This window comes from Pacificimonas sp. ICDLI1SI03 (assembly GCF_054740865.1).
On the sequence record NZ_JBSQAU010000001.1, the window covers coordinates 76,642 to 99,296 of the forward strand.

Genomic DNA, 22,655 nt, shown 5'->3' on the forward strand with positions numbered 1-22,655 from the left:
GAACCTTCACGCGGCGGTACCGCCGACGGTCAGCCCCTCGGCCAACAGCGTCGGTTGACCCACGCCCGCCGGTACGGACTGTCCGCCCTTGCCGCAAATGCCGACACCTTCATCCAGCGCGAAGTCATTGCCGATAGCGGTGACGCGGGTCATCACGTCGGGGCCGTTGCCAATCAGGGTTGCGCCCTTGATTGGCGCACCGATGCGGCCATTCTCGATCTTGTACGCTTCGGTCAGGCTAAAGACGAATTTGCCGGATGTTATGTCCACCTGGCCGCCGCCAAAGCTTTTGGCGTAAATGCCGTTTCCTGCTCGCTTGATGATCTCTTCCGGTTCCTGATCACCGCCCAGCATGAATGTGTTGGTCATGCGCGGCATGGGCGCGTGGGCATAGCTTTCGCGGCGGCCATTGCCGGTCGCGGCCACTCCCATCAGGCGGGAATTCAGCCGGTCCTGCATATAGCCCTTCAGCACCCCGTCCTCGATCAGCACGTTTTCCTTTGTGGGCGTACCTTCGTCGTCGATGCTCAGCGAACCGCGCCGGGCCTCCATTGCGCCGTTGTCGACGACGGTCACGCCCTTTGCTGCAACCTGCTGGCCGATCCTGCCAGAGAAGGTGGACTGCCCCTTGCGGTTGAAATCTCCCTCCAAACCGTGGCCGACCGCCTCGTGCAGCAGGACGCCGCACCAGCCAGGACCCATGACGACGTTCATCTCCCCCGCCGGGGCCGCGACGCTTTCGAGGTTGGTCAGCGCCTGTGCCAGTGCGATGTCGATGCCGCGCTGCCAGCTTTCCTCCGCCATCAGGCGTTCCAGATCGTAGCGACCGCCAAGGCCGTGATAGCCCCGCTCTCGCCGGCCATTCGCCTCGACCACGATCTCGATGTTCATGCGGACGAGTGGCCTCAGGTCACGCGCGGTGAATCCGTCTGCGCGCACGATCTCGATCGCTGACCAGGACGCCGACATGGACACAGAAACCTGCCGAACGCGCGGATCGCGCGCGCGGGCGGCTGCATCGATTTTTGCAAGAAGGCCGACCTTTTCCGCGAAGGGTGTCGCGTCGATCGGGGACTCATCGCCATATATCTTGCGATTGGTACGCGGCGGCGGCGCTGCGGCGATGGCATCATGGCCTTTCGCGGCCAGGCCCACCGTCTCGCCCGCTCGCCGGATCGCGGCCTCTGACATGATATTCGAATGCGCGAAGGCGGTTTTCTCCCCCGCCAATCCCCGCAGCCCAAATCCGCGCATATGGTCGTAACCGGCATTTTTCAGGCGGCCGTCGTCAAAGGCGAAGCTCTCCGAAACGGCGTTCTGCACATATAATTCGCCGTCGTCCGTTCCCGCGAGAACATCGCCGACAAGGGCGGGCAGGCGTGCGGGGTCTAGGTCAGTGCCGCCATATAGCAGCGCGCTTGGGTCGGGATGTGTCATGTCGGCTATATGCGTAGTCACCCGTCCCGATGCCAGCCCCGGCTGCGACTGCACACCGGGCTGGAATGGATCAGGCGTCCTTGCGGCCCGGGGTCGGGGCGTTCGGCATTGGCGGGACGGGCACGGGGGGCGCGTCCGCGTCGTCCTCGGGAACGTCGGTAATACCCTGACCGACGTGGCTGTTACGACGACCGTAGAGGAAATAAACGATCAGGCCCAGGCCGCCCCAAACGGGCAGGACCATCTTGGCCTCTAATGGCAGGTTAAAGAACAGGCCCACAGTCCCCAGCATCGCCAGCGGAGCGACCAGCCACACAAGAGGCGTCCGGAACGGGCGGGGCCGGTCCGGCTGTGCGCGGCGCAGGATCAGGACGGCAAGGGCCACCATGAAAAAGGCGAACAGCGTGCCGGAGTTGGAAATATCGGCCAGCTTTCCGACAGGAAGGAAGGCGGCGAAAATCGCGACGGCAACGCCGGTGATCATGGTCACCACATGCGGTGTCTTCCATCGCGGATGAATACTGGCCAGCTTGCTGGGCAACAGCCCGTCGCGGGCCATCACAAAGAATATGCGCGTCTGGCCGAACAGCATGATCAGGATGACGGAGGGCAGGGCCAGGAACGCCGCGATACCGATCAGGTCGCCGATCCGTTCCCAACCAATTTCCCTCAGTACGAAGGCAAGCGCCTCATGGCTGCAAACCAGCGGTTCGGTACCGGCGGCGATCATCGCCTGACATTGCGACGCGAATTCCGCCGTGCCGGGCTGAATAACGCTGCCGTCGGCGCCGGGGACGGGCTGTGCGCCCACGGCGCCAATCGCACCGGCGGCGACCAACAGGTAGAAAACCGTACAGATGGCCAGCGAACCGATCAGGCCGATTGGCACGTTTCGCTGGGGATTTCGGGTCTCTTCGGCGGCCGTCGAAACGGCGTCGAAGCCGACATAGGCAAAGAAGATGGATGCCGCGGCGCCGACAACGCCGAGGCCGGCGCCATTGCCATTGCCAAACACTCCATTGGGCATGAACGGTTCGAACTCCGCGCCGTTCAGAACGGGCAGGGTCAGCGCGATAAAGACGGTAAGCGCCGTCACCTTGATCGCGACGAGAACGGCGTTGACGCGCGCGCTTTCCGTTGTGCCGACCATCAGAAGCACGGTGACGAGGAGCGCGATGATAAGGGCAGGGAGGTTGACGATGCCGCCCGCATAGGGACCGACGGTCAGGGCCCGGGGCAATTCCACGCCCCAACTACCTAACAGGCCGACAAAATACCCCGACCAACCGACGGAAACCGCGCTGGCGGCGACGGCATATTCCAGAATCAACGCCCAGCCGACGGTCCAGGCGAGCAATTCGCCCATGACCGCATAGGTATAGGTGTAGGCACTGCCCGCGACCGGAACCATCGACGCGAGTTCGGAATAGCAAAGGGCCGCGACTCCGCAGACGCAGGCGGCGATCACAAAGCTCCACATCATGCCCGGCCCCGCCTTTTGCGCGGCCTCCGACGTCAGCACGAAAATGCCGGTACCGATGATGGCGCCGACACCCAGCAGCGTAAGCTGCACGGCGCCGAGAGTTCTGGTGAGGGCATGTTTCTCGGCCGTGGCGAGAATGGCATCAAGCGGCTTTACGCGGTCAAGAAACATATGGGACTGACCCTTTCATGGGCGTAACTATGCGATTGCGTCGCGTCGGCAAATAGCAAAAATCAGACGAGCAGGCTGGGGAAGAGCCCGAATAGCAGGATCAGCCCAACCGCGATCGGACAGAGCCAGGCAACGAGGAAGCGCCAGAGCGCAAACAGAGGTCCATCCAAGCCCGTTTCATGCTGCACCAGCCTCCTGTCGGCGCGCCAGCCGACGAAGATCGCGACCAAGAATGCTGCCAGTGGCAACATTACCTTGCCGGTGAAACCATCGACCACGTCGAAAATAATTGCGTCTTCAAAGATCGGCCAAAAGGAGAACAGGCGGACCTCGCTCCAGTAATTGAACGACAGCAGACAGGCGATGCCTACCAGAAATGCGGCGCCCGCGATGATGGCGGCACCCACTGGCCGAGACCAGCCAAGCTCATTCACCGCCCATGATGTTGGTCCCTCAAGCAGGGAGATCGAGCTGGTCAGTGCCGCAAAGAAGATCAGAATAAAGAAGAGGAAGCCGATCAGCGATCCGCCCGGCATTTGCTGGAACGCCACGGGCAGCGACTGAAAGACCAGCGTTGGGCCCGCGGCCGGGTCAAGCCCTACAGCAAAGACGATGGGGAAGATCATCAGGCCCGCAAGCAGCGCGACAGCCGTATCGGCAATGGCGATCATGCCCGCCGTGGGCGCAAGCTTCGTACCCTTGTCGACATAGGCGCCATAGGTCATCAGCGCGGCCGAACCCAGGCTCATTGAGAAGAGCGCCTGACCCAGCGCCTCATTCATGGCAACGGGGGTCAGGCGGGAAAAATCGGGAGTGAACAAAAAGGCAAATGTCGCGTCCAGATTACCGACCGTCGCGCCATAAAGCGTAATACCGACGAGCAGCACGAAGAAGGCAGGCATCAGGTACAGCGCCGCCTTTTCAATCCCGTCTCCTACCCCTTGGGCCACAATGGCATAGGTCAGCCCCATGAAGATCAGATGCATACCCAGCAGAAGGGGGACATTGGCAAACAGGTCGGTCATGCGTCCCTGTACCGCCTCCACGCTTTCGCCCTGAAGGGCGCCGACAAAGGGCGTGCCATCGGCTATGGCGCCCACTAGGTCTGCGCCCATCACGCCCGCATAATAAATCACCCAGCCGGCGACGACGCTGTAGAAACTGAGGATCAGGAACGCGGCCGTAATCTGAATCCATGCAAATGATGCCCAGCGCGGGCTGACGCCGGATTTCTTGGCGATTGCCTGTACACTGCCCACGGCGTCTTTCCGGCCGGCGCGGCCGATCATGATTTCCGACAGGACCAGCGGAAGGCCGATCAGCAGGACGCAACCGAAATAGAACAGGACAAAGGCGCCGCCGCCATTCTGTCCCGCAATCGTCGGGAATCGCCATACATTGCCAAGGCCGACGGCGGCGCCGATGGCAGCCAGCACAAAGGCGGAGCGACTGGACCAGCCGTCAGGCGCCTTTATTTGGGTTGCCCCTGCCATAGATGAATCTCCCCCTGAGGTGTGGCGGGGCTCCGCTTACAGTATTTCCTTCACAATTGAAGGGTGCTGCTCAGCCGCTCGCGCCGCCTGCAAGCATCGGGCCGAGCGCGCGTCCGCCGAATATATGCACATGAAGGTGCGGCACCATCTGATGTGCATCCTGACCTGCATTCGCCAACAGACGGTAGCCAGGCTCTTCAAGGCCCGCTGAGCGTGCCACATGTCCCACTGCGCGGATGAATCCGGCGATTTCGGTATCGGAAGCGCGCGAGGAGAAATCGGCCCACGATATGTATTTTCCCTTGGGAATGACCAGAATATGGGTGGGTGCCTGCGGGTTCAGGTCGGGAAACGCATAGGCCCATTCATCTTCGTAAATTTTTGTCGACGGGATTTCCCCGCGCAGAATCTTTGCGAAGACATTGTCCTCATCATAGGTGCCGGTGGCAGGTACGGGTGTCATGATCAGCCTCCTCGGTTGGAAAGATGATAAGCCGCGGTTGCGCGCATTCAGCGCGTGCGGCCCGCCTTTTCCGCGATACCGCTTACGCCTTCGCGGCGGGCGAGCTCGGCATCCAGATCATCCGGTGAAATGCCGGCATCCGCCCACAGGACGGAAAGATGGAACAGCAGGTCGGCGCTTTCGGCGATCAGGGCATGCCGGTCGTTCTGAACGGCGGCGATAACCGTTTCGATGGCCTCTTCGCCGACTTTCTCGGCGATTTTGGCGCGTCCCTTGGCAATCAGGGCGGCGGTATGGCTTTCAGACGGATCGGCATCGGCACGGCTGACGACGATGACGGCAAGGCGGTTCAGAATATCGGTCATGCGGCCTTTTGCTTCGCGCCCTTGCGAACCGCAATCCCGGCTGCGGCCATGGCAGCCCGCGCTTCGGCGACGGAGACTTCCCCGAAATGAAAGATGGATGCAGCCAGAACCGCGCTTGCATGCCCCTCACGCACGCCATCGACCAGGTGACGGACATTTCCGACGCCGCCCGATGCGATCACCGGAACGGCAACGCTGTCGGCAATGGTGCGCGTCAGGTCGAGGTCATAGCCGTCCTTCGTCCCATCGCGATCCATGGAGGTCAGCAGGATTTCCCCCGCGCCTTTCGCCACGGCCATTTTTGCGAATTCCACGGCGTCGATGCCGGTTTCGCGGCGCCCGCCATGGGTGAAGAGCTCCCAGCGGCCGTCGGCCACTTTCTTCGCGTCGATCGCGCATACGATACATTGTGCGCCAAAGCCGGCGGCGAGCCGCGCGATGACGTCAGGATCGCGTACCGCGGCAGAGTTGACCGCGACCTTGTCGGCGCCGGCCAGCAGCAGCGCGCGCGCATCCGCCACTTCCCGGACCCCACCTCCTACAGTCAGAGGCACGAAGCACTGGTCCGCCGTACGACTAACGATATCCAGCAGGGTGCCGCGATTCTCATGCGTTGCCGCGATGTCCAGAAAGCAGATTTCGTCGGCGCCCGCAGCGTCATAGGCGCGGGCGACCTCAACCGGATCGCCGGCATCGCGCAGAGATACGAAATTGACGCCCTTGACGACGCGCCCCTCGGCGACATCCAGGCAGGGAATGATGCGAACCGCAGCCATTTCTATGTCCTAGCGAAGAACAGACGGGAAGCGAAGCCGGTGCTATCTCTATCCCGCAATACTCAGCGCCTGCGCCAGCTTCAGCCGGCCATCGTACAGGGCGCGCCCGACGATGACGCCGGTGATGTTCGTCGTCGCGGATGCCTTTTTCAGTGCGCGAATATCGTCGGCCCCGGCGACGCCCCCTGATGCGATAACGGGAAGGCTGGTGCCTTCCGCCAGTTCCTGCGTCGCCTCCAGATTGACCCCGGTCAGCAGGCCGTCGCGGCCGACGTCTGTGAACAGGAGGGCGGCGACGCCCGCATCCTCAAACCGACGCGCGAGGTCCAGGACCGGCATGTCGGATGCCTCCGCCCAGCCTTCGGTGGTGACGAAGCCGCCACGGGCGTCGACCGCGACCACGACGCGCCCCGGCATGTCGGCGGCGGTCTGCTTCACCAGTTCGGGGTCCTTCAGGGCGGCTGTGCCCAGGACGACGCGCTTGACGCCAATGTCCATCCAATTCCAAATGGCGCCCTTGTTGCGGATGCCGCCGCCCAGCTGGACGCGTCCGGGGAACGCCTTCACGATTCGCTCGATAATTTCGGCGTTCTTCGCTCGGCCTTCGGTGGCGCCGTCCAGATCGACAACGTGCAGCCATTCGGCACCGGCCTTGCCGAATGCGCGCGCTTGCTCCACGGGATCGTCGGAATAAATCGTGGCGCGATCCATGTCGCCCTCGGCGAGGCGGACGACTTTGCCGCCTTTCACGTCAATGGCGGGATAGATTGTAAAGGGCATTCGCAGGTTCCGGTCGGGAGAGGACCCCGGCTACCTAGGGCTTCCCGCTAGACATTCCAGTCCAGAAATGTGCGAAGGAAGTCCAGGCCGTAATGCTGGCTCTTTTCGGGGTGAAATTGCGTCCCCAGAATATTGTCGCGCCCGATGATCGCCGACACCGGCCCGCCATAGTCGCAGGTGGCGAGCAGATGGGCGTGCTCCTTTGGTTCGAAATGATAGGAATGAACGAAATAGGCCTCGCCATTATTTTCCAGCTTTCCCAGCGCCGCATGGCGCAGGCCTGCAAGCTTCAGGGAAATGGGGCTCCAGCCCATATGCGGAATTTTCAGCGTGGGATCCGGCGGGTCCAGCTTCACCACTTCGCCCGGGATCCAGCCCAATCCCTGATGCACGCCATGTTCGCGGCCGCGGCGGGCCATCAACTGCATGCCGACACAGATGCCCAGAAACGGAACGCCGCCATGAATAACGCGCTCCGTCAGTGCCTCGATCATGCCCTCTACGGAGCGCAGGGCTGTGGCGCACTGGCCGAATGCACCGACGCCGGGCAGAACGATGCGATCGGCCCCGGCGACGGCATCGGCGGAATCGGTTACCACGATCTGTCCGCCCCTGCCGGCGTCCTTCGCGGCAACTTCCAATGCCTTGGCAACGGAACGCAGATTGCCCGCGCCGTAATCGATAACGGCGATCCTTTGCGCCATGACAGCCCTCTCCTAGCCCAATTGCCCCTTGGTGCTGGGAATGGCGCCGCCCAGACGGGGGTCCACCTCTATCCCCATGCGCAGGGCGCGTGCGACCGCCTTAAAGGTGGATTCGATAATGTGATGTGAATTCTCACCGTACAGGTTTTCAACGTGCAGAGTGATGCCTGCCGCCAGCGCGAAGCTTTCAAAGACATGCGGGAACAATTCGGTGTCCATTTCCCCCAGCCGCTGTTGCGGAACGCTGACCTTGTAAACTGTGTAGGGACGCCCGGAAATATCGAGCGCACAGCGCGTCAGTGTTTCGTCCATGGGTGCATAGGCCTGACCGTACCGCCTGATCCCCGCCTTGTCGCCCAATGCCGCCTTCACCGCCTCACCCAACGCGATGCCGGTATCCTCGACCGTGTGGTGCTGATCAATGTGCAGGTCGCCCTTCGTGACCAGATCGATGTCGATCAGCGAATGTCGCGATAATTGCTCCAGCATATGATCGAAAAATCCGATGCCGGTCGAAATATTGTATTTGCCGCTGCCGTCCAGATCGATGGCGAGGCGGATGTCGGTCTCTTTCGTCGTGCGGACGATCTCAGCGGTTCTGGTCATGCGGGGTATCTATAAATGAAAAGGGCCGTCCGCAACGCGAACGGCCCTCCAAGGAGAGACCCGCCGGAGCAGGGGTGTGCCCGGTGTCACACCGACCGGCCACAAACTCCGGGCTGCCTCAACCGTATGCCGGTCGCCTCGCGGCGAACGGCATTTTGCGACAACCGCCTTACGGCTGCTCGTCCATCATGGTGTCGTCGGTCATGGCGCCGTCGTCCATCATGGTGTCGTCGGTCATGGTGCCGTCGTCCATCATGGTGTCGTCGGTCATGGTGCCGTCGTCCATCATGGTGTCGTCAGTCATGGTACCGTCGTCCATCATGGTGTCGTCGGTCATCATGCCGTCGTCCATCATGGTGTCATCGGTCATGGTGTCGTCCGTCATCATGGGGTCGTCGGTCACCATTGTGTCGTCGGCGACTTCCGGCTCTCCGCAAGCGGATAGGCCAATCGCCAAAACAACGGCACTTGCTGCAAAAAATTTGGTCATGATCACTGTCCCTTTGCTTGCGGTCATACTGCACATTCTGCCGGGTCAACGCCCTCTGCGGGTACAAGTTTCATCGATGAAAAGAAGAAATTGTCAATTCACTTTCGGACCGACACGCCATATCTTGTTGCCCACATCGTCCGCCACCAGCAGGGCGCCCGTCTGGTCAAAGGCCACTCCGACGGGCCTTCCCTTAGCAATATCTCCAACTAGAAACCCAGTCAGAAGGTCTTCTGGTGGGCCGCTCGGCTGTGCGCCGTCGAAGGGGACATAGACAACCTTGTATCCGCTGCGCGGTTCGCGGTTCCACGATCCATGCTGGCCCACAACAGCGCCACCTCCCTTTGGCGTGAAGGCCAGGCCCAGGCTCGCGGTGTGCGGCCCCAGGGCGTAATCAGGCTGGATCGCCCGCGCGACAAGCTCGGGCTGGCTGTCGGCCGGCCGGTCGTCAACATTCTGGCCATAATAGCTGTACGGCCAGCCGTAGAAGCCGCCATCTTTTACGCTGGTCATATAGTCGGGGACCAGGTCGGACCCCAGCCTGTCTCTCTCATTGACGGCGGTCCACAACTCGCCCGAGACGGGATTCCAGGCCATCCCGACGGGATTGCGTAGCCCTGTGGCATAGGGACGCGTAGCCCCTGTGGCGATGTCATATTCGATGATCCTGGCACGCCCTTCCTCGACCTCCGGGTTCTCCTCCATCACGTTGGAGACCGAGCCGATGGCAATATACAGCTTTGTGCTGTCTGGGCTGGCGATCAGATTGCGGGTCCAATGACCCGGATTTTTTCCAAGGGTCGGGAATTCCAGAACGTCGGTCCCAGCATCGGTGATAGATGTTGCGCCGTCCTCATAAGGATACGCCCGCAGCCCTGCGAAGTTCGCGACGTAGAATGTGTCTCCCACCAGCGCCATGCCAAAGGGAGAAGCCAGCCCCTGCGTCAAGAATTCGTGGCGGGCATCGACCGTGCCGTCGCCATCGGCGTCACGCAGCAGGGTGATCCTGTTGGCGCTCGGCACCTTCGCCCCGGCGCGCGACATGATCTTTTTCTCAATCCACGCCATGAAACCCGATTTTTCGTTCGGCGGACCATTGGTTTCCGCAACCAGCACATCGCCGTTCGGCAGGCGGTACAGCCACCGCGGGTGATCCAGCCCTCCGGCATATTCGCTAACCGTGAAGCCGGGCGCGGCGGTCGGCGTTTCCCCCTCGCCCCAACTGCCAGGCTCAGCGGTATTGACGGTGGGGAACAGGGTTTCATTCGGCTGCGGCAATGCCGGATTGGCGCCGGTGCCCTCGCTGACGCTTAGATTTGCGCTGTCGCCGCAGCCTGCCAGGAACAGCGGCAGCGCGATCAGCGACGCAAGGGTAAGGTGGCGGCGCATGACGGGTCTCCGGGATCAAAACGGGCAGTGAATTGAAACCGCTCTACCAAGGCCCATATCGATAGTCGATTATCCATCATGACAGAGGCAAAATGTCCGAACCACAATCGATGCACGGCACGACGATCTGCTGCGTCCGCCGGGGCAATAGGGTCGTTATCGCGGGTGACGGCCAGGTGTCCCTGGGCCAGACGGTGATGAAGGGAAATGCGCAAAAGGTACGCAAGCTGGGTGACGGCAGCGTCATTGGCGGTTTCGCCGGCGCGACCGCCGATGCATTTACCCTGCTGGAACGCCTGGAAACCAAGCTGGAGCGTTTTCCCGGCCAGTTGAAGCGCGCCGCCGTCGAGCTTGCGAAGGACTGGCGCACCGACCGCTATCTTCGCAAGCTGGAGGCGATGATGATTGTCGCCGACAAGGACGTGACGCTGGTCCTGACCGGTACGGGCGACGTTCTGGAACCCACGCACAATGTCACCGCCATTGGATCAGGCGGCAATTTCGCCCTTAGCGCCGCGCGCGCCCTGATGGAGGCGACCGACCGGGAGGCAGAGGATATCGCCCGCCGCGCGATGGCCGTCGCCGCCGAAATCTGCGTCTATACGAACGATAATCTGACCATAGAAACGCTGGAAGCTACCACCTGATGTCCGAACAGAATTTTACCGTCCCCGATCGATCGATCGAGGGACTGACCCCGCGCGCCGTTGTTGCCGAACTGGACCGCTATATCGTCGGCCAGAAGGAGGCGAAACGTGCGGTCGCCGTTGCCCTTCGTAATCGTTGGCGCCGACAGCAGCTTGACGAGGGGCTGCGCGAAGAGGTCAATCCGAAGAATATCCTGATGATCGGGCCGACGGGTTGCGGCAAGACCGAGATTTCCCGCCGCCTCGCCAAGCTGGCGGAGGCGCCGTTCATCAAGATAGAGGCCACCAAATTTACGGAAGTTGGCTATGTCGGCCGCGATGTTGAACAGATCGTCCGCGATCTGGTTGAGGAGGCGATCCGTCTGGTCCGCGAGCAGAAGCGCGCCGCCGTAAAAGCGGATGCCGAAAAAGACGCCGAGGAGCGGCTGATCGATGCGCTGGCAGGAAAGGATTCCACCAGCGGTACGCGCGAGAAGATGCGCGAGAAGCTGGCGAATGGCGAGCTTTCCGACCGGCGCATAGAGATCGACGTGGAGGCAACGCCGTCAATGCCGTTCGAAATGCCCGGCATGGGCGGTCAGGTCGGCATGATCGATTTCGGCAACATGTTTGGCAAGATGGGCAAGCAGCAGAAAAAGCGGAAGCTGACCGTTGCCCAGGCCTTTGACGTGCTGCTGGCTGAAGAATCTGACAAACGCCTTGATGACGAGGAGATCGCGCGGGAGGCCATCGAGGCCGCCGAACAGAACGGCATCGTTTTTCTTGATGAGATCGACAAGATTGCCGTGTCCGATGTGCGCGGCGGCAGCGTTAGCCGCGAGGGTGTACAGCGCGACTTGCTGCCGCTGATCGAGGGCACCACGGTGTCGACGAAGCATGGCGCAGTAAAGACGGACCACGTCCTTTTTATCGCGTCGGGTGCGTTTCATGTTGCCAAGCCGTCGGACCTGCTGCCTGAACTACAAGGTCGCCTGCCAATCCGGGTCGAGCTGAAGGGGCTGACCGAGGAGGATTTCCGCCACATTCTGAAGGACACGGAGGCAAGCCTGATCACGCAATATCGTGCCCTGATCGGTACGGAAGGCGTCGACCTGGTCTTTACCGAGGATGCCATCAACCGCATCGCCAAGCTGGCAGCGGACGTGAACGCGTCGGTGGAAAATATCGGTGCGCGGCGGTTGCAGACCGTTCTGGAAAAGCTGGTCGAGGAAATCAGTTTCTCGGCGTCGGAACAGGCCGGCCAGCGGATCGAAATCGACGCCGCCTATGTGGACAAGCAACTTGCCGAGATCGTCGAGGACCAGGACCTGTCGAAATACGTGCTCTAGCTCGCGTGGACTGAGACCGCCGCATATCGAAAGATGCCCTGATCCGATTCACATAACCCGCTCACGGAAAGGGCGGGGTGATGGCCCAACGAGCCTGTCGCTGGCTCTTGCAAGTATAGGCTGACTTACGCGAGCGTCTGAGGTGGCTTATTAGGCAACCTCAGACGCTATTGAGGTGCGCGCGGCCTATTCGAACTCCAGGATGACGTCGTCGACGGCCAGGCTGGCGCCCGCCTCTGCCTTGATGGCTGCAATCGTCCCCGCCTTTTCGGCGCGCAGGATATTTTCCATCTTCATCGCTTCGACCACCGCCAACGGCTGGCCCGCCTCGACCTTGTCGCCTTCGGCAACATGTACGGCGACTACCAGCCCCGGCATCGGGCAAAGCAGATACTTCGACAGGTCGGGCGCGACCTTTTCGATCATGTGCGCCGACAATTTGTGCACGTGCGGTGCCAGCGTCCGAACATCGTGGCGGCTGCCACCGATACCCATACGGTCGCTTACCGTATGGGGGTCGACCTCGATCGCGATGGGTTCGCCGTCCAGCGTGCCCGTCAGCAACTTGTCACCCGGCATCCATCCCGTGGTTAGCGCCAGGGTGCGCTTGCCGATCGCGACGTCCCATTCCGGCGCGTTGCCCGTGATCGAAACGGGTGTGCTGTCACCGTCGATGACCACGACCCAGTCGTCGCCGAAATGAATTCCGCCGTTCAGCTGTCCGGAAATATCGCTGGCGCGAAGAGTCCGCATCGCCTGCATTGCAGCAGCGCCCGCAACCAACGCGTCCTTTTGTGCGTCGGTCAGCGGTGCCCCTTCGAAACCTTCGGGATATTCCTCGGCGATGAAGCCGGTGGTGATGTTCCCTTCCAGAAAGCGCGGATGCTGCATCACGGCGCTTAGGAAGTCGATATTATGGCCGATGCCGCGAATAACATAACTGCCAAGCGCCTGAAGCTGACGCGCTGCTGCCTCTTCGCGTGTGGGTGCCCAGGTTACCAGCTTGGCGATCATAGGGTCATAAAACATCGAAATTTCGCTGCCCTCGACCACGCCCGTGTCGACGCGCACTTCGCGTTCCCGCTCTTCCGGCGGGCGGTAGGTGGTCAGACGGCCGATGGACGGCAGGAAGGAGCGATAGGGATCCTCGGCATAGACGCGTGATTCGATGGCCCAGCCGTTCAGTTTCACCTCGTCTTGCGTCAGGGTCAGCTTCTCGCCCTGCGCCACGCGGATCATCTGTTCGACCAGATCGAGGCCGGTGATCAGCTCCGTTACCGGATGCTCCACCTGCAGGCGGGTGTTCATCTCCAGGAAGTAGAAGCTGCGATCCGCGCCCGCGATGAATTCCACCGTACCTGCGGACGTATAGCCGACCGCAGAGGCGAGTTGTACCGCCTGCTCGCCCATGGCCTTGCGCATTTCGGGCGTGACGAAGGGGGAGGGGGCCTCCTCGATGACCTTCTGGTGCCGCCGCTGGATCGAACATTCTCGCTCGCCCAGGTAAAGCGTGTTGCCGTGCTTGTCGGCCAGCACTTGAATCTCGATGTGGCGCGGGTCCTCGACGAATTTTTCGATGAAGACACGGTCGTCACCGAAGCTGTTCAGCCCCTCGGACTTGGTTGCCGGAAAGCCTTCGCGCACTTCGTCTGCGTTATAGGCCAGCCGCATGCCCTTGCCGCCGCCGCCGGCGGATGCCTTCATCATGACGGGATAGCCGATTCCGTCCGAAATTTCGACGGCGTGGTCGACGCTTTCAATCTCGCCGACAAAGCCGGGAACGATCGAAACGCCGGCTTCCCTCGCCAGCTTTTTCGATTCGATCTTGTCGCCCATGGCGGCGATGGCCGTCGCCGGCGGGCCGATGAAGGTGATGCCGGCCTTCTCGCACGCTTCCACGAAGGAGGCACGCTCCGACAGAAAACCGTAACCGGGATGCACGGCGTCGGCACCGGTGGTCTTGCACGCCGCCAGGATCTTGTCCGCCAGCAGATAGGATTCACTGGCGGGCGGCGGACCCAGATGAACTGCTTCGTCTGCCATGCGTACATGCAGGGCACCTGCATCGGCATCGGAATAGACGGCGACTGTTTTGATGCCCATCGCGCGTGCGGTCTTGATGACACGGCACGCAATCTCACCGCGATTGGCGATCAGGATTTTCTTGATCAAGCGAAGCCTCCCGGAATGTTGGGGGCGCTTGTTGCGATAAGCCGGCGGAACGTCAAGCGGTGCCGACCTGCAAAGTGGGATTATCTTTGTGCCAGCCGGCGCAGGAAATGGGCCTCCACCGCGCGGCGGACGCCCTTGGCGATTTCCTCCTGTCCCGCACGAGAGAAAAGATATTGGGCGTCCTTTTCGTTCGACATATAGCCGGTTTCCAAGAGGATGGCGGGAACGTCGGGGGCTTTCAGGACCAGAAATCCTGCAAAGCGATGAAAATGGCTGCGAAAGGGTACGCCGGCCCCCACCATCTCGCGCTGCAACAGGGCCGCGAACTGGGCACTGGAATTCATCGTCTCGCGCTGCGCCAGATCGATGAGGATGGATGTAACGTCGTCATTTTCTGCCGTCATGTCGACGCCTGCAATCAGGTCGGAGCGGTTTTCCCGGCTGGCCAGGCGCGCCGCCTCCTTGTCGGACGCGGTTTCGCTCAGCGTATATATGGTCGCTCCGCTGACTTCGGGATTTTGCGGAAAGCTGTCAGCATGGATGCTCATGAACAATTGCGCGCCATTGTGACGCGCAACGTCGGTTCGTTCGCGGTGCGGAATATAGCGGTCATCATCGCGCGTCAGGATGGTTCGCACCCGGCCGGACGCATCCAGTTCCTTCTTTATGGCCTTGGCGATGGCCAGAACGGCATCCTTTTCGCGCTTGCCGTCGATTGAGGGGCTGCCCGGATCGCGTCCGCCGTGGCCTGCGTCGATGACGACGACGGGCAGTCCGGTATGGCTACGCTGGGGTGGCGCGTGGCGCGTTCGCGCCGCCTTGGCAGCGATCTTGGTAGATGCGGCCGTCGCGGCGGTGCCGATCGGCGTTGGTGCCGCACGCGTGCGAACGGCATTCGCCGGGGGAGATGCGGCGGCAACCTCGATTTGCCGCGACCCCTTCAGGGTCTTGCGGCCTTTCCGCGTGAGGGCCGCAAACGCGCTGGCCTCCATCGGTTGCAGGCGGATCGTCAGCGTCTGGCCGTCTACTTCACTTTTGCCGATGCTCATGGGCGCGTTCAGGTCGAGAACGATACGCGCCTTGTGGTTGTCGAACTGCGCGGTCCTGATCTGTCGAATCTCACCGGCCCCCGGATAGGTCGTGCCGCCTGCGGCGCCACCCGGCAGATCGATGACCAGCCGGTCGGGCGAGGCCAGGGCAAAGCTTTGCGGCGCTTCAAATGCACCGTCGAAGTGGATTCGCACGTCGACACTCGCGCCCGTTTCCATGGCAGACACTGAATTCAGCGAAGCTGCCGCAGCGGGGCTGACAATCAGGGGCGACGACACCGCCGTTACAAACGCAGCGAACGCAATCGCCAGGCGCGCCAAGAGGATTTCCGACATACCCGCTCCGGAAGGTAACTGAAACACAACATTTTTCTCGATCTTGGGCGGGAATCCTAAAGCCAGCTCCTGCAACCTGCAAGACAGGTGCGGAATTAACGCCGGGTTGCATGTTGTTTGGGTAACAGTTTGCTGCTAGCCAGATTGATCTGGGGGGCGAATTATCGCCATTCCCTCGGCCCCGGACCATCCGGTTCTTTCACGGGTCGAATTCGAAGGTTTTGGCCAGACGGCATGACGGTGCAGCACACTTACGCGAAGAAACGGGCGACCGGCTTCGCGACGTGCGCGCCGCCGCCGCTGGCACCCGCATTTTCAACCAATGGCGGCGCGCATTTCCATGCGCCCGCCCCATCACATATCCGGCGCGCGCTCGTCAGAGAAGCGCGCTCCGCCGGATCACGGAGACAGTATAATGGCAACGCGCATGCTCATCGACGCGCGCCACCCGGAGGAAACCCGGGTCGCGGTCGCAAACGGAACACGTATTGAGGAATTCGACTTTGAATCGGCGCAACGGGCGCAGATCAAGGGTAATATCTACCTCGCGAAGGTAACGCGGGTCGAACCGTCGCTGCAGGCAGCCTTCATCGACTATGGCGGCAATCGACACGGCTTCCTCGCCTTTTCGGAAATCCATCCGGATTATTATCAAATTCCGAAGGCGGATCGCGAAGCGCTGCTGGCCGAGGAACGCGCCGCGGCAGAGGAGCATGCAGACGATCTGGACGACGATGCGCATGACGCCGAAACTGGTGAGGACAATGGCGAGGCCGGTCATTCGGAAGCCGGCGGCGACGACGATCATGTCGACAATGCGAAAAGCGACGCCCTGCGTCGTAAACGCCAGAGCCTGCGCAAGAAGTACAAGATCCAGGAGGTCATAAAGCGCCGCCAGGTACTGCTGGTTCAGGTCGTCAAGGAAGAGCGTGGCAATAAGGGCGCGGCGATGACGACCTATTTGTCGCTCGCCGGACGCTATTCGGTGCTGATGCCGAACACGTCGCATGGCGGCGGCATTTCCCGCAAGATCGCCAGCGCCGCCGACCGCAAGCGGCTGAAGGGCATCGTCAATGAAATGAACCTGCCCGTCGGCATGGGCGTGATCGTCCGCACGGCGGGTGCAAGCCGCACGAAAACCGAGGTCAAGCGCGACTTCGATTATCTGACGCGCCTGTGGGACGGTATCCGCAAGACAACGCTGGAATCGTCCGCGCCTGCCCTGATCCATGAGGATTCGGACCTGATCAAGCGCGCCATTCGCGATCTCTACACGCGAGAGATCGAGGAAGTGCTCGTCGATGGGGAGGCCGGATTCAAGGACGCCCGCGGCTTCATGAAACTGCTGATGCCCAGCCATGCGAAGAAGGTGACGCACTATGCCGATCCGGTCCCGCTATTTCAGCGCTATCGCATAGAGGAGCAGTTGGCGGAGATGTACCATCCCTCCGTCCAGCTGAAATCCGGCGGCTATCTGGTCATCAATCCGACCGAGGCGCTGGTGTCGATCGACATCAACTCCGGCAAGTCCACGCGCGAACATTCGATCGAGGAAACCGCGTACAAGACCAATGTGGAGGCGGCGCGGGAAATCGCGCGCCAGCTGAAACTGCGCGACATGTCAGGTCTGATCGTGATCGATTTCATCGACATGGATCACAATGGCAATGTTCGGAAGGTGGAAAAGGCGCTGAAGGATGCGCTGAAGGACGATCGTGCCCGCATCCAGGTGGGCCGTATTTCGCAGTTCGGCCTGATGGAAATGAGCCGGCAGCGGCTGCGCACCGGCGTGCTGGAAGCATCCACGCGCACATGTCCGACGTGCGACGGCGCGGGCGTCACGCGCACGACCGAATCCGCCGGACTGGGCGCGCTGCGCCTCGTCGAGGCCGAGGCGCTGAAGGGGCGTAACAATGATTATACCGTGCACCTGCCGACGGACACGGCGATCTATCTTTTAAACGAGAAGCGCGCATCTCTGCGCAATCTTGAGGACCGCTACGGCATTCGCGTTACCGTATGCCCGGAATATGAAATGCAGCCGGGCGACATCGATCTCGAGGCGCGGGGCGGACCGCCCACCCCGACGGTGGACATATCCCAGCCCGACATGACGACGGAAGAGCCTGAAGAAGAGGACGAGATCGTCCTGGACGAGGAAGAGGCCGACGAGGAAGAAGATCGCGGCGATCGCGGCCAGGAACGCGGCAATCGTCGCGAGCGTGGCGGCCGCAACCGGCGCGGCGGTCGCAATCGTCGTGGTCGCGGCAATGTAGAACGTGACGAAGCCACTGAGGACGAGCCGGTAGAGGAACATGGCGCCGAAGACGAAGAGGAAGATGATCGCGAGCAGGCGAACGGTTCTTCGCGTCGGGGCCGGGGGCGCGGACGTGGGCGTGGCCGCGGACGCGGGCGCGGCGGCCGCACCGAAGAGGTGGCGAAGGACGCTGCTTCCGATTCGGAAGATCGCGTCGAGACAGATGCGACCGAAGCGGCCGAAACGCCGGAAGTCGATCAAGAGGATGAGGCACCAAAGAGCCGTCGCCGTCGCGGTCGCCGCGGTGGACGCGGCCGCCGAAGCTCTGGCGGCGCCTCTGCGGATCGGAACGAGGATCGCGGGGACGACGCCTCTGTTGGTGAGGCCTCCGAGAGCGACGTAGCCGTTGGGGATGATGCAGTCGGCGACGCGGCAGCCAAGACGGAAACGTCTGCACCGGAAGCGTCCGCACCAGAGACGGCGCCTGGGGAAGCAGCAGCGCCCCAGGAAGCTGCGCCTGCTGCCGAGGCGGCCGCGGAGGAGCCGGCAAAGAAGCCGCGTCGCAAGCGTCGCACCAAGGCCGAGATCGAGGCCGACAATGCGGCGAAGGCAGCAAAATCCTCAAAAGACGAGGGGAGCGCTGCCGGCGATGACGCGGATGAAAAGCCCGTTGCCAAGCCGAAGCGCAAGCGTGCCGCGCCCCGGAAGAAGGCGGTAAAGGCGGATGCGCCTGCAAATGCCGTGGCGAAAGGCGATGAGTCGCCTGCCGCTAATCCAGCGACTGCCCCGGCACCTGCGCCCGCCTCCACTCCGCTGTCATCGGACGGCACGGACTCGGCGGCCAACGATGCTGGTTCGACCGCTGAAAATACTGACGAAGACACAGGTCCAAAGAAGAAGGGGTGGTGGCAGCGCACGTTCGGCGCCTAAACTCCCTTGAAACTGGCCCGCCATGCCCGCCGCCCACAGCGGTCGGCATGGCGGGATCTCCTGGCCTCGATGTCCCCCTAGACGGCTTGGGATCTTATCGCGGCGCTACGTGCCGTGGCTTGCCTCCAGATAATCCTGACTGCGCATTTCCATCAGGCGGCTGATGGTCCGCTTGAATTCGAAACTGCCATCGCCCGACGGATAGAGCGCGTCAGGTTCTGCGTCCGCCGCCATCAGCAGTTTGACGTGGTGATTATGCAGTGCGTCGATCAGCTGGACGAAGCGCGCGGCTTCGTTTCGCATTTCCGGTCCTAATACCGGTACGCCAACCAGGATGACGGTGTGATAAGTTCTGGCAACGGCGAGATAGTCCGCCGCGCCGCGCGCCTCTCCGCATAGCCGCTTAAAACTGAACACGGCGACGCCCTTCAGCGATTTCGGCACAAATAAAGTGCGCCCCCCGCCGACGTTCAGTTCGGCAGATGGGACATGTTCGCGATCATCGGGATCATAGTCCGTCAATCGGAAGAACGCTTCCGACAGGGCGGCGGTTGCTTCGGGGCCATTCGGCACATGATAGGTATCCATGCCGCCCAGCCGGTCCAGGCGATAATCGGTGGGACCGTTCAGACCAACGATTTCGAGTGTATCGTTCAACAGCGCAATAAAGGGCAAGAATAATTGTCTGTTCAGGCCATCCTTATACAGATCCTCGGGCGGCCGGTTCGATGTGGCGACGACAGAAACGCCTGCGGCGAACAGCGCTGTGAAAAGCCGCGACAAGATCATCGCATCGACGACGTTCGTCACCTGCATTTCATCGAAGGCCAGCAGGCGCGCCTCTCCGGCGACGGTTTCGACCACCACTTCCATCGCATCGCGGTCGCTTGCCCGCGCCCGTTTCATGGTGTCGTGCACCTCTAGCATGAATTCGGCAAAATGGACTCGGCGTTTCCGCTCTATGCTGACCTCGCCGTAGAACAGGTCCATCAGCATGGATTTACCGCGTCCGACCTCTCCCCACATATATATACCCTCGGGCGCAGGCTGGGCAGACTTGCCGAACAGGCGCGCCAGCAGCCCGGGGCTTTGCCGCCCCGCCTCCAGCTCCGTCTGCAACCGGTCCAGCCGCGCCGCCGCTGCCGCCTGGTCCTTGTCCTCACGCAGTTCGCCTGACGCGATCAGCGCCTCATATGCGGTTCGTGTGCTCATGACAGGTCGAAGGGCGCGACGTTCGCGCATTGGGGACATTCGTTCATGGTCGCGCTCGCTAGCGCGGCAGGGGGCGCCGCCGCTAGCCCTGTTCCTTTTTTAAGTACGCACGCCCGGTTCCTGTGCGTAAGGGGCGTATGTATACGGCGCGGCAAAAGGTTGGATACTGAACGATGAAATCGACGCTGATGCTTGGTCCGTTGACCGCTCTTGCGCTGCTCTCGGCCTGCGCAAGGCCTGGCGCGCAGTCATCGGCTGTTTCTGCGACCGCCTCCACCGCCGTCGCAGCAGCGCCGGCGGCAACGGTATCCACTTCTTTCGAGAATCTGCAGGCGCTTGCTGACCGCTATGTCGCTGAGCGGAAAGTCGCGAATATGGTCATCGGCGTTTCCCGTGGCGAAGCGCCGCCCGTCTGGATTCAGGCAGGCACACTGGGTCTCGAGCGACCCACTGCGGCGGACGAACAGTCGATCTACCGCATTTACTCTATGACGAAGCCGATCGTCGGTGTCGCCGCGGCGCTTCTGATAGAAAAGGGTGAATTCGCGCTGGATCAACCGGTCAGCGACTTCTTCCCCGAATATGCCGACATGCAGGTCGTTGTGGACCGCGCCGGCGACATTGGCGATACGCGTCCCGCAACCACACCAATTACAATTCGGCATTTGCTGACCCATACATCCGGCCTGACCTATCAGTTTCAGCCGAACAGCGTCGCCAGCGCCTACCGCGCGGCGGGCATATTGCCAGCACAACGCCGCGTGGGTGCGCTGCCCGGGGATGGCGAGCAGCCCGAAAGCCTGGCGAAATTTGCTACACGGCTCGCCAGTCTGCCGTTGGTGGCGGAGCCGGGAACGGAATGGCACTATTCGGTGTCCATGGACCTTATGGGCGCTATTATCGAAGAGGCGACGGGAGAGGCGCTGGACCAGCATCTGCAGCGTGTCATTTTCGACCCTCTGGGGATGGAGGACACAGGCTTCGTTGTGCCGCAGGCGGATAATGACCGGCTGACAACGAATTATTTCATCGCCGGCAAAATGCCTCCCGCCATGCGCCTGCCGGTGCCCGAAGAGACGCTAATACCCATAGATGCGCCGCCGGACAGCGAATATAATGCCGCAGCGGCGTTCCCTGCGGGCGGCGGCGGTCTCGCGTCGACGCCGCAGGATTATTTGCGCTTCCTGCGTGCCGTCGCGGCCCTTGGCATGGTGGACGGGCGGCAGATCTTTCCCCGCGCGGCGATAGAAATGGCCACGTCCGACCTTCTGCCACAGAATGTGCAGTTCCTGGCGTCTCCAGCCCTTGATCTTTCTGGACCGGCGCAAGGCTATGGCGCGGGCGGGCGCGTGGTCGTGGATGGATCGGGCGGTGAGCCGGTAGGTTCCTACGGGTGGGGCGGGGCGGCCGGAACGCTCGGCTTCGCGCAGCCTGCCACAGGAACCAGTATCGTCATGATGACACAATATATGCCTCAAGACGCATATGGTCTGGCAGGCGAATTGTCGAAGGCGGTGGCTGCAGACATGAAGGCGCTGGGAGTCGGTCGCTGAAACGCCTTGCCCATCTGATCGTGCTTCTGGTGCCCGCAGCGCTGCTTGGCGGCGCGCTTGCCGGACAACACCTGTTCGGTCTCGCTCCTTGCGAGATGTGCATGTGGCAACGCTGGCCGCACGTCGCGGCACTCCTGCTCGCGACCCTGGCGCTGTTCGTGCAGGGCAGGGCGCGCGGCCTTCTTATCGGTCTCGCCGCGCTCGCAATGGCGGTCAGCGGCGGCATTGGCGTACTGCATGCCGGGGTGGAATATGGCTGGTGGACGGGACCAACCACCTGCACCGCGCCGCCCGCCGTTTCCGGCGATTTTCTGGCCGATATCATGTCCGCCCCCATCGTGCGCTGCGATACCGCACCCTGGAGCCTGTTCGGCATCAGCCTGGCTGGCTATAACGCGCTTATCTCTCTGATAGGTGCAGGAGCGGCGCTGTGGATGACCCTGAAACGCAGATAGGCGGACGACTGCCCGGCGATCGTCCGATCGACACGGAATCGATGATCCGCGTGGACCAAGCGGGCGAATATGGCGCAGCGCGCATTTATTCCGGCCAGTTGGCCGTCATGGGGAACCGCTCCCCCATGAGCGGCGAGATCGGCCATATGAAACAGCAGGAACAGCGCCACCTCGACACGTTTAACCGGCTGATGACGGAGCGTAGTGTACGCCCGACGCTGCTGTCCCCGCTGTGGGATGCTGCCGGCTTCGCCCTTGGCGCCGCCACGGCGCTGATGGGGCCGAAGGCGGCGATGGCCTGCACTGCGGCGGTGGAGACGGAAATCGACCGGCACTATGGCGAGCAAAGGGCGGCTCTCGGCGCTGATACAGATCCGGAGCTGTCCGGCCATATCGCCGATTTCCAGGCGGAAGAGGCGGAGCACAAGGCGACGGCCATCGAACATGGCGCCGAACAGGCAGCGGGCTATCCACTGCTCAGCGCGCTGATCCGGGCCGGGTGCCGCGCCGCGATCACCGTCGCAAAGCGGGTATAGCCTTCGGGGCGGGCAGGCCCGGC

Annotated in this window: 20 protein-coding genes; 6 read left to right on the forward strand and 14 right to left on the reverse strand. The window is 62.1% G+C overall.

All coding sequences use genetic code 11. The annotated features are described in order from the left end of the window. Positions 1–6: 6 nt before the first annotated feature. The 11 genes from tldD to ACSMXM_RS00400 all read right to left on the reverse strand — a co-directional run bounded on the left by tldD (position 7) and on the right by ACSMXM_RS00400 (position 10,157). A complete protein-coding gene (gene tldD, locus ACSMXM_RS00350) occupies positions 7–1,437 on the reverse strand; it encodes a metalloprotease TldD (RefSeq protein ID WP_460316316.1) in 1,431 nt (476 codons plus the stop codon). Positions 1,438–1,507: 70 nt separating this feature from the next. After that, positions 1,508–3,091: an amino acid permease gene (locus ACSMXM_RS00355; RefSeq protein ID WP_460312945.1), complete on the reverse strand. Its 1,584-nt coding sequence runs from the start codon at positions 3,089–3,091 to the stop codon at positions 1,508–1,510. Between the two features lie 62 nt (positions 3,092–3,153). Further along, a complete protein-coding gene (locus ACSMXM_RS00360; protein ID WP_460312947.1) occupies positions 3,154–4,584 on the reverse strand; it encodes a sodium-dependent transporter in 1,431 nt (476 codons plus the stop codon). Between the two features lie 70 nt (positions 4,585–4,654). Next, complete coding sequence (locus tag ACSMXM_RS00365) at positions 4,655–5,047, reverse strand: histidine triad nucleotide-binding protein (RefSeq protein ID WP_460312949.1); 393 nt, start codon at positions 5,045–5,047, stop codon at positions 4,655–4,657. 47 nt (positions 5,048–5,094) lie between these two features. After that, the gene (locus ACSMXM_RS00370) at positions 5,095–5,412 is read right to left on the reverse strand and encodes a phosphoribosyl-ATP diphosphatase (protein WP_460312951.1); all 318 of its coding nucleotides are present in this window, start codon (positions 5,410–5,412) and stop codon (positions 5,095–5,097) included. Continuing rightward, positions 5,409–6,188, reverse strand: coding sequence for an imidazole glycerol phosphate synthase subunit HisF (hisF, locus tag ACSMXM_RS00375; protein WP_460312953.1), 780 nt, complete (start codon positions 6,186–6,188; stop codon positions 5,409–5,411). The genes ACSMXM_RS00370 and hisF overlap by 4 nt, the downstream gene beginning before the upstream one ends. Before the next feature lie 48 nt (positions 6,189–6,236). Further along, the gene (gene hisA, locus ACSMXM_RS00380) at positions 6,237–6,968 is read right to left on the reverse strand and encodes a 1-(5-phosphoribosyl)-5-[(5-phosphoribosylamino)methylideneamino]imidazole-4-carboxamide isomerase (protein WP_460312955.1); all 732 of its coding nucleotides are present in this window, start codon (positions 6,966–6,968) and stop codon (positions 6,237–6,239) included. Between the two features lie 47 nt (positions 6,969–7,015). After that, positions 7,016–7,672, reverse strand: a complete 657-nt coding sequence (gene hisH / locus ACSMXM_RS00385) for an imidazole glycerol phosphate synthase subunit HisH (RefSeq protein WP_460312957.1) — start codon at positions 7,670–7,672, stop codon at positions 7,016–7,018. A 12-nt stretch (positions 7,673–7,684) separates the two neighbouring features. Continuing rightward, positions 7,685–8,278: an imidazoleglycerol-phosphate dehydratase HisB gene (gene hisB, locus ACSMXM_RS00390; protein ID WP_460312958.1), complete on the reverse strand. Its 594-nt coding sequence runs from the start codon at positions 8,276–8,278 to the stop codon at positions 7,685–7,687. Between the two features lie 169 nt (positions 8,279–8,447). After that, a complete protein-coding gene (locus tag ACSMXM_RS00395) occupies positions 8,448–8,768 on the reverse strand; it encodes a hypothetical protein (protein ID WP_460312960.1) in 321 nt (106 codons plus the stop codon). 93 nt (positions 8,769–8,861) lie between these two features. After that, on the reverse strand, positions 8,862–10,157 hold the full coding sequence (locus ACSMXM_RS00400; RefSeq protein WP_460312962.1) for a PQQ-dependent sugar dehydrogenase: 1,296 nt from the start codon (positions 10,155–10,157) through the stop codon (positions 8,862–8,864). A 92-nt stretch (positions 10,158–10,249) separates the two neighbouring features. Here ACSMXM_RS00400 and hslV point away from each other — a divergent pair, with 92 nt between their 5' ends. Together hslV and hslU are read left to right on the forward strand one after the other, a co-directional pair. After that, on the forward strand, positions 10,250–10,804 hold the full coding sequence (gene hslV / locus ACSMXM_RS00405; protein WP_460312963.1) for an ATP-dependent protease subunit HslV: 555 nt from the start codon (positions 10,250–10,252) through the stop codon (positions 10,802–10,804). After that, a complete protein-coding gene (hslU, locus tag ACSMXM_RS00410; protein WP_460312965.1) occupies positions 10,804–12,132 on the forward strand; it encodes an ATP-dependent protease ATPase subunit HslU in 1,329 nt (442 codons plus the stop codon). Before hslV ends, hslU begins: the two co-directional genes overlap by 1 nt. Positions 12,133–12,318: 186 nt before the next feature. On the opposite strand, the gene ACSMXM_RS00415 is transcribed toward hslU, so the two are convergent. Together ACSMXM_RS00415 and ACSMXM_RS00420 are read right to left on the reverse strand one after the other, a co-directional pair. Continuing rightward, complete coding sequence (locus ACSMXM_RS00415) at positions 12,319–14,304, reverse strand: acetyl-CoA carboxylase biotin carboxylase subunit (protein ID WP_460312966.1); 1,986 nt, start codon at positions 14,302–14,304, stop codon at positions 12,319–12,321. Positions 14,305–14,384: 80 nt separating this feature from the next. Next, the gene (locus tag ACSMXM_RS00420) at positions 14,385–15,689 is read right to left on the reverse strand and encodes an N-acetylmuramoyl-L-alanine amidase (RefSeq protein ID WP_460312968.1); all 1,305 of its coding nucleotides are present in this window, start codon (positions 15,687–15,689) and stop codon (positions 14,385–14,387) included. 415 nt (positions 15,690–16,104) lie between these two features. Between ACSMXM_RS00420 and ACSMXM_RS00425 the strand changes: the two genes are divergently transcribed. Then, the gene (locus tag ACSMXM_RS00425) at positions 16,105–18,876 is read left to right on the forward strand and encodes an Rne/Rng family ribonuclease (protein WP_460312969.1); all 2,772 of its coding nucleotides are present in this window, start codon (positions 16,105–16,107) and stop codon (positions 18,874–18,876) included. A 105-nt stretch (positions 18,877–18,981) separates the two neighbouring features. Here ACSMXM_RS00425 and zapE read toward each other — a convergent pair whose 3' ends face one another. Beyond that, complete coding sequence (gene zapE, locus ACSMXM_RS00430) at positions 18,982–20,088, reverse strand: cell division protein ZapE (protein WP_460312971.1); 1,107 nt, start codon at positions 20,086–20,088, stop codon at positions 18,982–18,984. 173 nt (positions 20,089–20,261) lie between these two features. Between zapE and ACSMXM_RS00435 the strand changes: the two genes are divergently transcribed. From ACSMXM_RS00435 to ACSMXM_RS00445, 3 genes are read left to right on the forward strand one after another with little or no spacing between them, the layout of a single operon-like run. Then, complete coding sequence (locus ACSMXM_RS00435) at positions 20,262–21,641, forward strand: serine hydrolase domain-containing protein (RefSeq protein WP_460312973.1); 1,380 nt, start codon at positions 20,262–20,264, stop codon at positions 21,639–21,641. Between the two features lie 29 nt (positions 21,642–21,670). Beyond that, entirely contained in the window at positions 21,671–22,096 is a 426-nt protein-coding gene (locus ACSMXM_RS00440; RefSeq protein ID WP_460312975.1) for a disulfide bond formation protein B, read from the forward strand. A gap of 41 nt (positions 22,097–22,137) precedes the next feature. Beyond that, the gene (locus tag ACSMXM_RS00445; RefSeq protein WP_460316318.1) at positions 22,138–22,632 is read left to right on the forward strand and encodes a demethoxyubiquinone hydroxylase family protein; all 495 of its coding nucleotides are present in this window, start codon (positions 22,138–22,140) and stop codon (positions 22,630–22,632) included. The last annotated feature ends 23 nt before the right edge of the window (positions 22,633–22,655 follow it).

Coding starts and splice junctions, on each gene's coding strand:
- tldD (WP_460316316.1), bottom strand. CDS start 1,437: ATGACACATCCCGACCCAAGCGCGCTGCTATATGGCGGCACTGACCTA.
- ACSMXM_RS00355 (WP_460312945.1), bottom strand. CDS start 3,091: ATGTTTCTTGACCGCGTAAAGCCGCTTGATGCCATTCTCGCCACGGCC.
- ACSMXM_RS00360 (WP_460312947.1), bottom strand. CDS start 4,584: ATGGCAGGGGCAACCCAAATAAAGGCGCCTGACGGCTGGTCCAGTCGC.
- ACSMXM_RS00365 (WP_460312949.1), bottom strand. CDS start 5,047: ATGACACCCGTACCTGCCACCGGCACCTATGATGAGGACAATGTCTTC.
- ACSMXM_RS00370 (WP_460312951.1), bottom strand. CDS start 5,412: ATGACCGATATTCTGAACCGCCTTGCCGTCATCGTCGTCAGCCGTGCC.
- hisF (WP_460312953.1), bottom strand. CDS start 6,188: ATGGCTGCGGTTCGCATCATTCCCTGCCTGGATGTCGCCGAGGGGCGC.
- hisA (WP_460312955.1), bottom strand. CDS start 6,968: ATGCCCTTTACAATCTATCCCGCCATTGACGTGAAAGGCGGCAAAGTC.
- hisH (WP_460312957.1), bottom strand. CDS start 7,672: ATGGCGCAAAGGATCGCCGTTATCGATTACGGCGCGGGCAATCTGCGT.
- hisB (WP_460312958.1), bottom strand. CDS start 8,278: ATGACCAGAACCGCTGAGATCGTCCGCACGACGAAAGAGACCGACATC.
- ACSMXM_RS00395 (WP_460312960.1), bottom strand. CDS start 8,768: ATGACCAAATTTTTTGCAGCAAGTGCCGTTGTTTTGGCGATTGGCCTA.
- ACSMXM_RS00400 (WP_460312962.1), bottom strand. CDS start 10,157: ATGCGCCGCCACCTTACCCTTGCGTCGCTGATCGCGCTGCCGCTGTTC.
- hslV (WP_460312963.1), top strand. CDS start 10,250: ATGTCCGAACCACAATCGATGCACGGCACGACGATCTGCTGCGTCCGC.
- hslU (WP_460312965.1), top strand. CDS start 10,804: ATGTCCGAACAGAATTTTACCGTCCCCGATCGATCGATCGAGGGACTG.
- ACSMXM_RS00420 (WP_460312968.1), bottom strand. CDS start 15,689: ATGTCGGAAATCCTCTTGGCGCGCCTGGCGATTGCGTTCGCTGCGTTT.
- ACSMXM_RS00425 (WP_460312969.1), top strand. CDS start 16,105: ATGGCAACGCGCATGCTCATCGACGCGCGCCACCCGGAGGAAACCCGG.
- zapE (WP_460312971.1), bottom strand. CDS start 20,088: ATGAGCACACGAACCGCATATGAGGCGCTGATCGCGTCAGGCGAACTG.
- ACSMXM_RS00435 (WP_460312973.1), top strand. CDS start 20,262: ATGAAATCGACGCTGATGCTTGGTCCGTTGACCGCTCTTGCGCTGCTC.
- ACSMXM_RS00445 (WP_460316318.1), top strand. CDS start 22,138: ATGATCCGCGTGGACCAAGCGGGCGAATATGGCGCAGCGCGCATTTAT.